Genomic DNA, 15815 nt, shown 5'->3' on the forward strand with positions numbered 1-15815 from the left:
GCATTGTTGCACGGGTTACTTGAACGGAAAAAAAACGTGTTGAATGGTTAGCCGCCGATCGCGATCATCTCGCGGTTGGTCTCATATTCAGACTTGGCCTGCTGCTCGGAAAAGCCGGCGTGCCCGCCGTGGGCGAAATGCTTTTTATAGAAATGCTGGTGGATCAATTCGCGCACATCTTTGCCCTGACGCAGCGGCGTGAGTAAATCCGCCTCGGTCGTATCAAAAAGGCAGTTTTTCAGCTTACCATCGGCAGTAAGGCGAATGCGATTGCAGCCTTCGCAGAAGGGTTGGGTAACGGTACTGATCACGCCGAAAGTCCCACCGGCTCCGTTCACGTGGTAGCGACGGGCGGTGTCATTTTGTTCAGGTTGTATTGCGTCAAAATCAAATTCGGTACTGATCTGCGTCAACAGATCCGCGTGCGACACGATTTTTGACATATCCCATTGATTACCTTTAAAAGGCATAAATTCGATGAAGCGGACGTGGAGATGGGGTTCGTCAATCGTTAACCTGACAAAATCATTGACCTCATCATCATTAATCCCGCGCATCACCACCATATTGATCTTTACCACAAAACCCTGCGCCAAAAGCAGCCGGATATGGCCAAGCGTTTTTCCAAAATGCTCGCGTTTTGTAATTGCCTTAAACCGGTCTTCGCGCAAAGTATCTAAACTCACATTCAGCGACTTAACGCCCGACTCTTTCAAGACAGGAATGAACTGATCAATGAAAACTGCATTGGTTGTGAGAGTAAGCGAGGCAGGTAACTGGCCCAGCTCTGTAATAATCCGGTGCGCGTCTTTCCTGATCAGCGGCTCCCCGCCTGTCAGCCGGATCTTTTCCACACCCATTTCTACAAAAATCTCCGCTAATGTGCGAATCTCGTCTGCCTGCATCAACCATTTGGAAGGCATAAACTGCATATCTTCCTGCGGCATGCAATAGGTACATCTCAGGTTACACTTATCCGTCAGCGAAATCCGCAGATAAGTATGCTTGCGCCCGAAAGTATCTATAATAGGTTGTGACATTTAGGATTTTATATTAAAAAAATCAATGCTTAGCGCCTTCTAATACGCTGAAAACATGCAAAATATGCGGAAACAGCGCATCGATATATTCTGTAACACCACCGGTACTTCCCGGCATCGTCAAAACCAGCGTATCTCCTGAAAAACCGGCGACTGATCGGGAGAGCATGGCAGTAGGAATTCGATCTTGACCATAACTACGCGCTGCCTCTGCAATTCCGGGTATTTCGCGATCGATCAGTTCCGCCACTGCCTCCGGTGTAACATCCCTGCGTGACAAACCGGTTCCGCCCGTAATGAGGATCATTTGATAACCCGTGTTCGTCCACTGCAATATCTGCTGCTGGATTGTGATCTTGTCGTCGGGTACTACTACATAATCTGCAACTGAAAGATGGAAGGCTTCCAGTTTTTCGATGATCTTTTTACCGGATTTGTCTTCCCCATTTCCATTTGAAATACTGTCTGAACAAACCAGTACTGCAATTTTCAAATCACCAGGAGCGGCTTTACGATCGCTTTTCCCACCCTTTTTTTCGAGTAACCTGATATTCTTAATCTCCACTCCTTTATCGATCGGTTTGAGCATATCGTACATCGTCAATGCGACCACTGACGCACCGTGCATTGCCTCCACTTCCACGCCCGTTTTGTATATCGTTTTGACGATCAGCTCGATGACAATTTCCAAACCTTCAATGCGATAGCTGACCGCAGTATATTCAATCGGGATCGGATGACAATCCGGAAGCAGGTCGGGCGTTTTTTTAACAGCCAGAAAACCAGCCGCTTTTGCCATTTCAAATACATCACCTTTCGGAACAGTCCGGTTAGTAATCGCCTCGATCGTTTCCACCTTACTCACCTGAACAACCGCCTGGGCAGTCGCAATCCGAAGTGTACTAGCCTTATGCGTAATATCGACCATTGTTTAATTTTGAATGATTGCCCTTCGGCTGCGCTCAGGGTGACAGCAAAATTCCCCTTTCCTCCCTTCGCCGGCCGTCCTTTCCTCCCTTCCTCCTTTCTCCCTTTCCTCCTTCCTCCTTTCCTCCCTTCCTCCCTTCTACCTATTCTCCTTCCACCTAAAATCCCCTCCTTCTCCCACCAACTCTTTTCCAAAAATCGGGGCGTTGTTTTTGATTTCCTCTACTATAAATTCCGACGCTTCGAACGCGGCGCGGCGGTGTGGGGACGAAACGAATACGAACAAACTGATTTCTCCGGTTGGAACGAGGCCCAGGCTGTGGTAAATATGCAGACAAGTGAGTTCGAATCTGGCAAAAGCAGCTTCGCGGATTTCGTGGAAAACGTCGTTTGCCATTTCTTCGTAGGCGGTATATTCAATTCCTGAAACCACGCCGCCCTCCTTTTCATCGGCGCGGATCTGTCCGAGGAAGATCGCGTGTGCGCCTATGTTTGTTTTGGATTGATGACTTGCGATTGATTTCGCTATAAAATCGGGACTGATCGGCCCTTCGACAAATACTTTCCTGGGCTTGTGTTCTTTTTCCATACCTGCTGTTATCCTCCCGCAAACGGTGGAAGAAGTGCTATTTCTGATTGTGGATCAATGGGCGAGCTATCTTCGGATATCCGCCGGTTCACTGCAATTTTGAATTTTTTCCCAAGAAGCTCAGGATACTTATCTGTAACCAGCCTGCGAAAATCACCTACCGTAAGCCGACCGTCTTCCAGCCAGTTTTCCTCCGCCTGCCCGGTTACCTCCGCCAACATTCCGTAATACTGCACGTGCAAACCCATATATTTTCGGTTCGATATCTAATCTGAATATCTTAAAAAGGCAGCAAATGCACCTCTACCAAATCCCCTGCCGCAACTTTGTTCTGACTCACAGGCAGATAAATAATCGCATCGGCTAATGCAAATGAGCGAATGGAAAACGATTCCTGTCCGTCGAGCGGAATTACATGATCGTCTGCTATGGAAGCTTTCAAAAACTCGTCCCGCTCGCCGTCGAATGCATAGCCATATTTAATCGGCAGCTGCAATGCTTTCAAAAATAAATCCGTCCTACCTGTCATTTTACGGATCGCCGGCAGCACGTATTCATAGTAACACACGAGAGAGGATGCAGGATTCCCGGGCAAGGCGAAAAATAACTTTTCGCTTTTTTTTGCAAACAGCAGCGGCTTGCCGGGTTTCTGTCTGACCTTGTAAAAAACCGTTTCCGCACCTACCGAATGCATTGCTTCGCCTACAAAATCATAATCGCCAACCGAAATTCCGCCGGAAGCCAGCACTATGTCGTTTTTTTCCACAAGTTTTCCAAGCGCCTCAATGGTCGCGTGGAGATCATCGGCAGCGTAGCTTATTTCTACCTCCCCGATCCCCTCCTGCTTCAAAGCCGCCGCTAGCATTCCGGAGTTAGATTCAAAGATCTTACCCGGGACCACCACTTCTCCCGGCTTCAAGAGTTCGTCTCCTGTGACCAGGAGGCCGATTTTCGGTTTTCTGTATACCTGAATATCAGTAATCCCCAATCCCTGTAAAAACGCAATACCGCCGGGCGAAAGGTAGGTTCCGGCAGTTAATGCAACAGTCCCGGCCATAATCTGCTGGCCGATCCGTCGCACATTCTTACCCTCAGGCACCGGAAACTCATCAATAAAAACCTTCCCGTTTTCAATGCGGGTATGCTCCTGCATCACCACCGCAGTGGCCCCGTCGGGTACAGGGGCGCCGGTAAAAATGCGCATTGCAAAACCAGAATCGAGGATTTCCAGGTCCGTTTGGCCGGCTTTGGATTCACCCTTCAACGTCAGTCCGGTACCGAAAGCAGCGATGTCCGAATGCAGGATCGCGTAACCATCCATGGAAGACTGCCGGAATGCCGGCAGGGATAAGGGCGCATTGAGATTTTCAGCGAGCACATACCCCACAGAATCGCCCAGTTTGCGCGTTTCCGTTGGCAAAATCGCCGCCTGGGTAACGATTAAATGCTTCGCCTCGTTTACTGTAACCATATCGTTAGAATGAAGAAATGCAAGTTAAAATATTAGGCCCTGTAAAAGCTTTCTGATGGGCAGTTTGTGTACAAAATCTTCAAAAACTGAACTTTATAACATTTTAGTACTAATTCTATACAGACAATTATTCTGCTAAATAGTTGAATATCAGCTCAAAAATGGCACATCCAAATTTTCACCCCTTACTAAAATCATATCTGGCATAGAATTTTACGTTTGGCGATCACCTGTATTAGCCGACTAAAATTTCAGGAGTTTGAAGATTGACAAGCAAATTGATTGACAACGAAGGTTACTGCAAAATGCAGCTCCCTTTGTTTTGTGCTATATTAAAATGATTAACCTATTGAAAATCAGTTTTTTACCCAGTATTGAAATATTTTAAATTCAATTCCGTTATCTTTGCACCCCGGCTTACAGCCTAGTAATATGTTTCACGAAATACAAAATGAATGATTAAACTTATCTTTATGGCTTTCTCAATCGCATTAATGGGGACAGATCCTGTGAGCGAGGTGGAAGTGGAAAAGAAGGAGCTGAAAGAAACAACAATCATTGATTCAGATCTTCTTGCTATTGACTTTTGTGGAGAAGCTATCCCGTTATCGGAGCTTCGGATTGCTGAGCGATACCAGAACATGATCAGAAATTACGATAATCCTACCTTTCGTAAGCTGATGACAAAGACCCAAAAAAGAATGCGCGTTATTGAGCCTATTCTTAAAAAGTACGGAGTACCAGCCGATTTTCAATACCTCCCGCTCATCGAGAGCGCAATGAGTAACGAAGTTACTTCACACAAAGGCGCCGGAGGATACTGGCAGTTTATGCCTTCCACAGCAAAATATCTTGGTCTGGTAGTAAATGAAAACAGGGACGACCGCAAGCACCTCGTGAAATCCACGCATGCTGCCGGCAAATACCTGCGCGAATTGCACCGCCAATTGGGCTCGTGGACTCTTGTAGCTGCTGCCTACAATGCGGGGCCGACACACATTCAGAACAGAATGGATTCCCAAAACAAAGACGATTTCTTCAAGCTACGTCTGAACTCGGAAACTGCCAAGTACATTTATAAGATACTGGCTGTAAAAGAGTGGTTCTCCAATCCGGAAAGAAGTAAGGAATGGGGCTCGGGAGAGGTGCTCACGCGCCTGACTGACTTTAAATCCGAACAGAAAAAAGCGGAACTGGATCTGGCGAAAGTTGCCACGGATTCCTGAGTAATATCTTTTATTTATGATAATGCAAAGAAAAGGACTCATTCTCCTTTTCTTTGTGTTTTATAGCACCAGTACCCCAATTAAAAGGCTGGCCACCCAGCTTAATTTTTAAAATCTAATATTCTTCTGAACATGACAAAAGCGGAAATGATCACTGATAAGGGCACTATGCTCATCGAGTTTTACGATGCAGACGCGCCGGGAACAGTGAAAAACTTTGTTGACCTTTCTAAAAAAGGCTTTTATGATGGATTGATTTTTCACCGTGTGATTCCTGACTTTATGGTTCAGGGCGGCGATCCTACCGGAACTGGCCGTGGAGGTCCTGGTTACAAAATTAAATGCGAGCTTTCTGGCGGTAACCAATACCACGATCGCGGTGTACTTTCAATGGCACACGCGGGACGTGATACAGGTGGTTCTCAGTTCTTTATCTGTCACAGCCGCAATAATACTGCGCACCTTGACGGTAATCACACTTGTTTCGGAAAAGTGGTTGAAGGTGTTGATACTGTTGACCTGCTGCGTCAGGGAGACAAGATCCAGAAGATCACGATTATCGAAGAGCAAGAAGCTTAATTTTTGTTCTTAAATAAAAAAACCTGCCTGGATATTTCCAGGCAGGTTTTTTTATAATGCTATCTGCTACCAGAAATAAGCGTAAAGGAAAGTTATCATCCCGATTACGATCACGGCACCGATGATAAAGCTGCGGTGCGGAATGAACATCGAGGAATCAATTGCCAGTCCTTTTTTCTCATCCGGCAATACCAATCCAAGAATAACCATTACCACCACACAGATCAGGAACACGATTCCCATGCGATCCAGGAATGGAACCTGGGTCCAGTCTGCGAATGGGAAAAAGTTGTTATGCATCGCCAATGCAATCAGGAATCCACCCACGATCGCGAATAATGCGCCTGCCGAGTTCGTCCGTTTCCAGAAGAAGCCCATAATAAACGAGGCGAAAATACCCGGTGATAACAAACCTGTCATTTCCTGAATAAACTGGAAACCACCTTTTTTATCAATTCCCATATAAGGAGAAACGACGATAGCCAGGATCATAGAAACCACAACCACAATACGGCCGATCCTTACCAGTGTTTTTTCACTTGCATCTTTACCAATATAATTTTTGAATATATCGAGTGTAAAAATGGTCGAGATACTATTTGCTTTTCCGGCAAGAGAAGCAACAACTGCTGCGGTTAATGCGGCAAATGAAAGTCCTTTTAAACCAGCAGGTAAAAGATTCAGCAGTACAGGGTAAGCCATATCCGGGTTAATCACACCATCATCGCCCAGCATTTCTTTCTGGAACATTCCTTTGCTGTACAATGCATAAGCAGCGATACCTGGCAACACCACGATAACCGGCATTAATAACTTTAAGAACGCGGCAAAAAGAATACCGTTTCTGGCCGTCTTCAAATCCGCCCCCAATGCACGTTGCGTAATATATTGATTACATCCCCAGTAGTTCAGGTTCACGATCCACATACCACCCAGCAACACCGTTAAGCCAGGAAGCTGCATATAAAACGGGCTGCTTTTGGGAAAGATCATATGAAAATGATCATCGTGGTTTTCACGCATCAGCTTAAAACCGGCCGTAATCCCCTCCATTCCATCCGTTGCAGATACCAGATTAACCGCCAGGTAGGTAGTAGCCAGACCGCCGATCACCAGAAAGAACACCTGAATTACATCGGTATAACCGATCACTTTCATTCCTCCGATCGTAATAATGATCGCAAAAGCCGCCAACGCGATCATACAGAACTGAAAATCAAGCCCTGAAATACCTGAAACCGCCAATGCGCCCAGGTACAGAATCGAAGTCAGATTGACCAGAATATACAGCGCCAGCCAGAATACCGCCATGATCAAACTCACGGTCGGATTGTAGCGGGAGCTCAGGAATTGTGGCATCGTGTAAATCTTGTTCTTTAAATAAATAGGCATAAAAAAAACAGCGACTATAATCAAAGTTGCTGCTGCCATCCATTCGTAGGTCGAAATACCGAGCCCCATTGAAAATCCGTTTCCGGACATTCCGATAAATTGTTCTGCTGAAATATTGGAAGCGATAAGCGAAGCTCCGATCGCCCACCACGTTAACGAACCTTCTGCAAGGAAGAAATCTTTGGTCGATTCTACACCGGACCTTTTTCGCTGGTAAATCCAATAACCATAACCGGAGACAAGTATGAAATAGAAGAAAAAAACGATGTAATCAAGGGATTGTAATTCTTGCATTGCAAAGTATAAAAGTGATGAATAATGAGGTTTGTCAGTTTAAATCGAAAGGTACATTATTTTCCGAAAATAGTACAAGAGGGAATTGCCCGAAAGTGGGCTTAACTGTATTTAAAGTCCGATATATAAATATAGCGACAAGCTTTTTACTACGAAGCCTTAGTCTGATTTTTTCTCAGAAACCTGCAACCGGAGCGGGTTTGGCGGCAACCTCCTGAAATACCTTCTCAACTTTTCATCTTCTGCATTCAGATAAGCTTCTTCAAATGATTTTCCCGCGCTGAGATTTTCTATGAATTTCTGCATTCCGTCCCCCCCCGAAAGCGTTTGCCAGTAAGCTACTTCCATTCCCGCCGACATGTAAGCCAGCATTACTTTTTTCTGTCCGCCGTTAAAAAACTCCTTGATCGTAGTAATCTCTTCCAGTTCGAGAATCTCCTGGCCTCCTCCTGTATAATACATCCATTCGTCCATATAATCGAGGTATTTAAGTGCTGGATCAGGATTATTGACGAAACGTTTGTCAAGCATTAATGCCACGCCTTCGTTAAACCACTGCGGAATATCGCTGGTCACTTTCCACCAACCTACTCTTTTAAGCAGCTCGATGTGACTCATTTCATGCGCGATAACGTCCATATTTGCGCCTTGTGCATTCAGGATCACATAGCTGTTGCCCCACGGCGTGCCCACACTGCAGCCCGCTCCTTCGGTACTGCTGCAATAGCGCTGGTATTGTTGCAGGTTACTGCAAATGATAATTCTTGGAGAGGATTTTTTGCCTGAATAAAAAGAGTCGACCCTCGCTTCTGATTTTTTAATAGCGGCGCCCAGCTTTTTGTAGGAAGCGGGACTGATTTCGGGACTGAAATAAACCAAACCGTTTTCATGGAACCCGGAAAGCCCGATCAGTTCGCAGTAGAATATCTGTGGGTAGAGAAAGAAAAGGCTGGCCGGCAACACGAATAGCAGCGCTATGATCACTTTAACAGTCCGTAATGCGCGCGCCGGTAACCGATTATCTTTCAAAGGAAATGCTTTAACTGAATATGCCACAAATACACGAATAAATCACGAATTTAATCCTGACATACTCGCGTATTCGTGGCATTAAAATCAATGCTTGAAGTGACGAATGCCGGTTGTGACCATTGAAAGTCCGTTGGCATCGCAATAAGCTACCGAATCTTTGTCTCGAATAGAGCCTCCTGGCTGTACTACCGCCGTAATTCCAGCTTTATGCGCGATTTCAACACAATCCGCGAACGGGAAAAATGCATCCGACGCCATTACCGCGCCATTCAGATCAAAACCAAACGCATTCGCTTTTTCAATTGCCTGACGCAATGCATCCACGCGGGAAGTCTGTCCGGTACCGCTCGCCAGAAGTTGGTTTTCTTTGGCCAAAACGATCGTGTTAGACTTGGTATGCTTGCAAACTTTCAATGCAAACTCCATCGCAGTCAGCTCCTGCTCGGTCGGTGCCTTTTCGGTGACAGTGGTATATTGGGAAGCTACTTCGGTCGACAGATCTTTATCCTGTACCAAAACCCCGTTCAGGATCGTCTTGAACATGATCTGCGGCAGCTCAACTGTATTTCTTTTTAGTAAAATCCGGTTTTTCTTAGATTTCAAAAGTTGCAGCGCTTCTTCTTCGTATTCCGGCGCGATCAGGATTTCCATGAAAAGCTTGTTCAGCTCCTCCGCCGTCGCGAGGTCAACTTTCGCATTCGTGATCACCACTCCTCCAAATGCAGAAACCGGGTCACAGGCCAATGCATTATCGTAAGCTGCTTTGGCTGTGGCCGCAGTGGCAATTCCGCACGCATTGGTATGTTTAATGATCGCAAATGTTGGTTGCGCGTCCTGAAATTCGTCGATCAGGTTCACACACGCGTCCACATCGACGAGGTTGTTATAAGAAAGCTCTTTACCGTGCAATTTCTCAAAAATACCTTCCAGATCACCGTAATAGGTTGCATTCTGATGTGGGTTTTCGCCGTAGCGCAAAGTTTGCGATTGCAGTGAAGTAAAGTCAAAAAGTGCCTTATCTGTAATTGTTTTGTCAGCGGTGAAAAAACGATTGATCGCTCCGTCGTAATGCGAGGAAACACCAAATGCCTGACCTGCATAGTAGCGGCGGTCTTCCAGGTCAGTAGTGCCCGCTTTGGCAGTAAGCAGCTCGACTACTTCCGCATATTGTTCGCGGGAAGAGACTATCAAGGTGTCTTTGAAGTTCTTGGCTGTCGCTCTGATCAGCGAAATACCACCAATATCTATTTTTTCAATAATATCCTCCTCACTTGCTCCTGAGGCAACCGTTTCTTCAAACGGATACAAGTCCACGATCACCATATCGATCGCAGGAATGTTGTATTGCGCCGCCTGCGCTACGTCACCTTCGTCGTCGCGACGATACAAAATGCCGCCCATGATTGCAGGGTGCAGTGTTTTTACCCGGCCCCCGAAAATGGAAGGATAACCTGTCAGTTCTTCGGCTGCGGTAACAGGGATATTCAGATTTTCGATGAAAGTCTGCGTGCCTCCGGTTGAGTATAATTTTACACCATTGGTGTGCAAGAGGCGAACCAAAGGTTCTAGTCCGTCCTTATAATACACAGAAATAAGTGCGGATTGAATTTTTTTAGACATTGTAAAATGTTAACTGTAAGATTCTCTTGACTGAAAATAAACCGCAAAGATAGCCTAAAAATGTGCGAAGTTAGAAGTCAGAACTGCTAAAATCGAAGCGGTTATTTAAACTAATATGACCTTAAAATTTGAAATAATATGAACCTGGATCTCAAAGGAAAAACGGCGATTGTGTGCGGAGCCACGCAGGGTATTGGTCTGGCCTCGGGCATTGAGCTTGCATTACTCGGCGCAAATGTGACGCTCGTTGCGCGGAATGAAGAGAAGCTGAGAGAGGTTGTAGAAACCCTAGATGATTCGGCCGGGCAGTTGCACCGTTACGTAGTGGCCGATTTTTCTGACCATGAACAGGTGAAAGAAGCAATCGAAAACTACCTTCGTCTTTGCCCGGATGTACATATTCTGGTGAATAATACCGGCGGTCCCTCGGGCGGCCCGATCGCAGAAGCAGAGACTGATCAGTTTCTGAAAACCTTTCAGATGCACGTGATCAACAATCAGTTTTTAGTCCAATCTGTTTTGCCTTCGATGAAAAAAGAAGGGTACGGGCGCATTGTGAATATCATCAGTACTTCTGTCAAACAACCTATTATCGGGCTTGGCGTTTCGAATACGATCCGTGGCGCGGTGGCAAGCTGGGCTAAAACTTTGTCGCTTGAAATCGCACAGTTCGGGATTACGGTAAATAATGTATTGCCCGGGTATACCGAAACGGCCCGCCTATATTCTGTGCTGGAAATGCGTGCCGAGGCGCAGAATCAGTCACCCAAAGAAGTTGCCCGCGAAATGGCAGCGAGTATCCCGACCCGGAGATTTGCGAAAGCCGAAGAAACCGCCGCCGCAGTTGCATTCCTGTGCAGCCCCGCCGCCGGGAGTATCAATGGCGTTAATTTGCCAGTTGATGGCGGCAGAACGGAGAGTATGTAGTCAAAAGTGATATTTCCAGTTAATAGAAGGAATAATTGTCCCAAAAACGGAGAGCCTGTAACTCACCAGCCGTGTTCCGGATTGTTTGAAGTAGATTGAATAGGGGTTTTTTCTGGCGTAAAGATTATAGAGCGAGAATGACCAGAGCGAATAGCGTCGCTGGTCGGTAGCGACGCGGGTATCTTTCGTGAATGAAACATCCATTCGGTGATAATCGGGCACGCGATCGAGGTTGCGCTGCGAATAATCCTGCACTACGACATCATTAAGCCGGTAAGTACCGTCGGGGAAAGTGATGGGGCGGCCCGTCATGTACACAAAGTTAGTCCCGAAAGTCCACCCCCTCTTCCATTTCCATTGGGTTGAAATGCTGACCGAATTGGGGCGATCGACCGTCGCGGGAAACCAATCTCCCTTGTTGATCTGCTCACTTGCAAACCCAGACTGCACCCGCGCGAAAGTCCGGCTGTACGTGTAGGATACCAGCCCGGTCAATATACCTTTTGATTTTTGAATACTGAACTCAATCCCGTAAGCCTTCCCCACCGCCGGTACCAGGTCCGTTTCCAGCGCAGGATTCAATAATAAGGTAGCGCCATTTTTATATTCAACCAGGTTACTGAGCCGCTTTCGGTAAATCTCCACGGACGTTTCAAATGTGTTATCATTGAAATTCCGAAAATATCCCAGCGCGAGTTGTTCGGCACTTTGCGGCGGCACGAAATCATCGGCCAACTTCCAAAAGTCAACTGGCGAAATGGCCGTGGTATTGGAGATTAAATGCAGGTATTGCCTGGTTTTAGTATAGCTCATTTTCAGCGAGCTTGTCTTCCCTGTATTAATCCGCACAGAAAGTCTCGGTTCCAAGCCGCCGAAGTTTGAAATGGATTTCCCTTTTCCATAAGTCAGCGTGTCCACAATAGATTCTTCCGTGCGCGGAACGCCGTTTTGATATTCATAAACAGTACCCGGACCTGAATTTTTGAAATAAACATAACGAAGACCCGCGCTCACAGAAATCCACGACAACGGGCTCCATTCGTCAGAAACGTACGCAGCCTGCTCTATTGCCTGTTCCTTTTCGAGGTCGATATCCGTGATATTCGATTGTTTCCTGGGAGAAAGGTTGCCTGGTGCTAACTGGTAATGTGTAAAGTCCAGCCCGGCATCCAGCTTGTGCGCGAGCGAAGGTGTCCAAAGCACGCGCAGATGTCCGTTATACTGCCGGATACCCGATTGAAAAAGGTATTCATTGGTGGGAGAAATACCTTCCAGATTAAATGTGTAGTAGCTCAAATTAGCGCCAGCTTGAAATGATAACGACTTGTTAATCTGCTTGTTCCAATTCAATGTAGCCGCCGTAGATTTCCATCCGTACAAAGTATCTTCCGGAAATTTGAATGAATCGTGACTATAATAACCCGTCGCTGACAGCACACTGTTTTCTGAAATTTCGTAAGATAATCTTGCATTAAGATCAAAGAAGAAGGCTTTGTTCTGATTAGTGGGTTCGGGAAAACGTTTGATCAGCAAATTAGGATATGCGACGCGGCCGCCTGCCAGAAAAGTCAGTCGTTTGTTTTTCGTAAGCGGACCGTCGGCTGTTATACCTGCCGTCATCAATCCCACGCCGGCAGCAACATTCACCCGCTCCTTGTTCCCCGAGCGCGTATTGATCTCCAATAAAGACGAAAGCCGACCGCCGTAAGCCGCCGGAATATCGCCTTTGTATAAAGTCACATCACGGATCGCGTCGGCATTTACATTACTCAGGAAACCAAGCAAATGCGAGGTATTAAACAAAGGCGCGCCGTCGAGAAGTACGAGATTCTGGTCCGTCCGGCCGCCACGTACATTAAAACCCGAGGTACCCTCCCCGACCGTACTCACGCCCGGCTGCAAGGTGAGCGCTTTGATAATATCTACTTCCCCGAACACGACAGGGATATTTTTAAGGTTTTTAATATCAAGCCGCGCGACGCTCATCTGGCTCGACCGCACATTTTCGTCCGGCGCTTTTTCTTTCACGATCAGTTCTTTTAACTCTCTCGTTTCAGGCGCAAGCTTTACATCCACGCCCGCCAGAATCTCTTTATAGGTAATGTTTAGATTTTTGGGAAAATAACCGACGGAAGATATGGTGATTAGCTGTTCGCCAGCCTTTAAGGTAATCGTGAAATTACCCGTACTATCTGAAATTGCATTGGCTTTGGATGCGCGGGAAATCACTGACGCATTTGGGATGGGAGTACCGAATGTTAAGTCCGCCACTTTTCCATTCAAAACCCAATTTTGTGCAAATGAAAGAAATGGCATGAGCAGCAAAATCGCTGAAAACGCCAGTCTCCTGGTTACGGTTTGGGTTAATATGTGGCAGCCGCGTTCCATCACCAGTTGGCCGGAGGATTAAGTTGCCCTTGATTATAAATAAGCTGGCAGTTGCCGTCTTCCACAAAAACATCCCCGTATTTAATCTCAATTCTCGCTGCATTCAAGGTATCACCGGGTATGGTCAGCCTGCGCGTGCTCACCCCCGACGATCCGAAATAGCCCAGCGCCAATACATTCGCGTCGTCCTCGCGGTGTACATTCCCTTCAATAGAAGCAGGCAGCGGATCGAATAGCGAGCCGGTACGCTTGCGCTGTTCTTCGAATTTGACCCAAAACTGATAAGCTGATTTCGTGAGCGAATATTGCCGGACTTCAATATAATGCCTGCCCACATAGTAAACCGGCGATAGCATGATCGGCCGCCTGCTGATGTTATTTCCATTCACAAGTACGTCCGAAAGCACTTCACTTCTCGAACCATAAACCGGCACCCAGCACCATTTACAGCAAAATCCAAAACCAATAGGCTCGCCCGTCGACAGCCGCGGCACATAACCGTAACCCGACCAGCGATAGTAATTTCCCGCCGAGGCAGGATCTTTGGTATCCAACAAAATCTGATAGTGATCCGGTGTGTAAACTTCGGCATCGGCCCGCGGCCGGTACTCGGCATAAATGCGATCAATCTCCGAAACCGGATTGAGGAGTTCGGGCTCTGAAATGTAGGTTTCTCCGCCGGGTAATATGATTTTCAGCTGGTAGCTTTTGCCCGACTGACCAACAAACGTAGAGTCATACATCCAATAATAAGCAGGTGTAAGTGCGTCTTGCGAAAGTGTTACAGTCCGGCCGCCAATTTCCGTGATACTGACAGTCGCGCCAGTGACAGGAATTTCGTTTTGTCCGTAAATCAATGAGTTATATTGCCCGGTGAATGTCAATTTAACTGTATAGGGCGGCTTTTCGTTGGTAACAAGTCCCTCTACCACAAGCCGCGACGCTACCGATCGTGCAGGAAGCTGTACTTCATCCACACAACCGGAAATAACCGCCAGTAAAAGCAGGAGTAAAAGTCTAAGTTTCATTTATGGATTAAATTCCCAAAAATCAGTGCACCCTACTATTTGTTTCGCGGCAGTTCCATCAAGTTGACGCGACTCGTATCCCCAGCCCAGGTAAGCCTTATTCCCAGCCGAAAACGAAACAAGCAATCTGTTTCCCTGCCCCGGGTATTCGGAATGCATAACCCAGGTATTCTTTTCGGCATTATATTCCCACAGGTCACGCAACCCATTTCCCTCATTATCAATGCCTAAGCCAAAATAACCTTTTCCTTTTGCCGAAAAACCAACTCCCAGATCGCGCATTTTTCCGGGGAAATCTGCCTTGCGGACCCACGTGTTTTTCTCAGGTGAATAGGCGTAAAGATGTGGTGCGGTACCAGGCAACTGGTTGACCACGTAACCAATATCTCCAATAGTAAACGCTGCGATTTTGCCCGTTTTTTCAGGAAGCGGCGCGCATATTTTCTGGTCCCAACTAATATCCAGCGACCACATACTTCCATTGCTATTTTCCTTTAATAAATAGGCTTTGTCAAAAGTCAGAAAAAACTTCACATCCCTGTCTATTCCTTCGTAAAGGGGAAAAACAACACCTGAATGCTGACCGATATAATAGAAGCTCATAGTCCACCAAAAATCATTCAGATATGCTTTCTTGCCAGGCAACTTATCATCGTCGATGTAACCGAAACCCATGAATATCAACTCCCGACCGCCCACCTGACTAAGTGGAAATGCGATTGCATTATGCCGGGGCGTCGGTTTCTGAGTTTCAGAACTTTCCCATTGACCGTTTATAAATTTCAGGATATTCCAATTTTCAGCATCCTGGTAACGAAATACGGCCAGCTGAGAATTGTAGAGTGGAGAAAGTACGGCGGCTCCTGTAAAATCGCCGCTGGCAACCGGAATATGTGGCAGCCGCTTCCAGTTCGCAGCCGCTTTGGAAACAAAACTTCTCGAAGTGACAATAGGATTTCCCTGCGAATCGGTGTAGGTAAGTTGCAGTTTGTACGTTTCTCCGGCAACCAGTCCGGTAGAAGTGAAATTCCGTAGAACAAATTTACCCGTTACCTCATTTGTACCTGAGACCAGGAGGATTTTTGCACCCTTACTATTGGACATTTCCAGCTGAAATGTCTCAGTTTCAGTTTGGGGGATTTTTAAGATTATATCAGCCTGCGACGCAGATCTGTTTTGCTCCACAGAAACAATCGCGTGCGGAATATCTACTTTCTGTTCCACACCGATCGGCGCGTAGTCATCATCGCAAGAACTAAAAATTACACTCAGCAAAAACAATATGGAGCGTAACTTTTTCAT

The 15815-nt window shown here is 46.5% G+C and carries 14 protein-coding genes; 3 read left to right on the plus strand and 11 right to left on the minus strand.

Annotated features, from left to right (window positions below):
* Window positions 1–47 precede the first annotated feature (47 nt).
* From moaA to glp, 5 genes are all read right to left on the minus strand, one after another.
* On the minus strand, window positions 48–1040 hold the full coding sequence (gene moaA / locus LZG94_RS15750) for a GTP 3',8-cyclase MoaA (RefSeq protein ID WP_233792803.1): 993 nt from the start codon (window positions 1038–1040) through the stop codon (window positions 48–50).
* Window positions 1041–1062: 22 nt separating this feature from the next.
* On the minus strand, window positions 1063–1968 hold the full coding sequence (gene moaCB / locus LZG94_RS15755; protein ID WP_233792804.1) for a bifunctional molybdenum cofactor biosynthesis protein MoaC/MoaB: 906 nt from the start codon (window positions 1966–1968) through the stop codon (window positions 1063–1065).
* A gap of 138 nt (window positions 1969–2106) precedes the next feature.
* A complete protein-coding gene (locus LZG94_RS15760; RefSeq protein ID WP_233792805.1) occupies window positions 2107–2556 on the minus strand; it encodes a molybdenum cofactor biosynthesis protein MoaE in 450 nt (149 codons plus the stop codon).
* 8 nt (window positions 2557–2564) lie between these two features.
* Window positions 2565–2804 (minus strand): MoaD/ThiS family protein, encoded by a 240-nt coding sequence (locus tag LZG94_RS15765; RefSeq protein WP_233792806.1) that lies wholly within the window; start codon window positions 2802–2804, stop codon window positions 2565–2567.
* A gap of 32 nt (window positions 2805–2836) precedes the next feature.
* Window positions 2837–4027 (minus strand): gephyrin-like molybdotransferase Glp, encoded by a 1191-nt coding sequence (glp, locus tag LZG94_RS15770; RefSeq protein WP_233792807.1) that lies wholly within the window; start codon window positions 4025–4027, stop codon window positions 2837–2839.
* Window positions 4028–4500: 473 nt separating this feature from the next.
* On the opposite strand from glp, the gene LZG94_RS15775 reads away from it, so the two are divergent.
* A complete protein-coding gene (locus LZG94_RS15775; protein ID WP_233792808.1) occupies window positions 4501–5253 on the plus strand; it encodes a lytic transglycosylase domain-containing protein in 753 nt (250 codons plus the stop codon).
* Window positions 5254–5385: 132 nt separating this feature from the next.
* Window positions 5386–5832, plus strand: coding sequence for a peptidylprolyl isomerase (locus LZG94_RS15780; protein WP_215234495.1), 447 nt, complete (start codon window positions 5386–5388; stop codon window positions 5830–5832).
* A gap of 66 nt (window positions 5833–5898) precedes the next feature.
* Here the strand turns inward: LZG94_RS15780 and LZG94_RS15785 are convergent, their stop codons facing one another.
* The 3 genes from LZG94_RS15785 to purH all read right to left on the minus strand — a co-directional run bounded on the left by LZG94_RS15785 (window position 5899) and on the right by purH (window position 10170).
* Window positions 5899–7518 carry a sodium:solute symporter family transporter gene (locus LZG94_RS15785; protein ID WP_233792809.1) on the minus strand — a complete coding sequence of 540 codons (1620 nt, stop codon included), beginning with the start codon at window positions 7516–7518 and terminating at the stop codon, window positions 5899–5901.
* 159 nt (window positions 7519–7677) lie between these two features.
* On the minus strand, window positions 7678–8574 hold the full coding sequence (locus tag LZG94_RS15790; protein WP_233792810.1) for a hypothetical protein: 897 nt from the start codon (window positions 8572–8574) through the stop codon (window positions 7678–7680).
* A 60-nt stretch (window positions 8575–8634) separates the two neighbouring features.
* Window positions 8635–10170: a bifunctional phosphoribosylaminoimidazolecarboxamide formyltransferase/IMP cyclohydrolase gene (purH, locus tag LZG94_RS15795; protein ID WP_233792811.1), complete on the minus strand. Its 1536-nt coding sequence runs from the start codon at window positions 10168–10170 to the stop codon at window positions 8635–8637.
* Window positions 10171–10308: 138 nt separating this feature from the next.
* Between purH and LZG94_RS15800 the strand changes: the two genes are divergently transcribed.
* Complete coding sequence (locus tag LZG94_RS15800; RefSeq protein WP_233792812.1) at window positions 10309–11097, plus strand: SDR family oxidoreductase; 789 nt, start codon at window positions 10309–10311, stop codon at window positions 11095–11097.
* On the opposite strand, the gene LZG94_RS15805 is transcribed toward LZG94_RS15800, so the two are convergent.
* The 3 genes from LZG94_RS15805 to LZG94_RS15815 are packed head-to-tail and all read right to left on the minus strand — an operon-like array spanning window position 11098 to window position 15815.
* Entirely contained in the window at window positions 11098–13485 is a 2388-nt protein-coding gene (locus LZG94_RS15805; protein WP_233792813.1) for a carboxypeptidase-like regulatory domain-containing protein, read from the minus strand.
* Window positions 13485–14513, minus strand: a complete 1029-nt coding sequence (locus tag LZG94_RS15810; protein WP_233792814.1) for a DUF4249 domain-containing protein — start codon at window positions 14511–14513, stop codon at window positions 13485–13487. Before LZG94_RS15810 ends, LZG94_RS15805 begins: the two co-directional genes overlap by 1 nt.
* Entirely contained in the window at window positions 14514–15815 is a 1302-nt protein-coding gene (locus LZG94_RS15815) for a hypothetical protein (protein WP_233792815.1), read from the minus strand.

The sequence above is a fragment of the Dyadobacter sp. CY343 genome, assembly GCF_021390335.1.
GTDB lineage: Bacteria > Bacteroidota > Bacteroidia > Cytophagales > Spirosomataceae > Dyadobacter.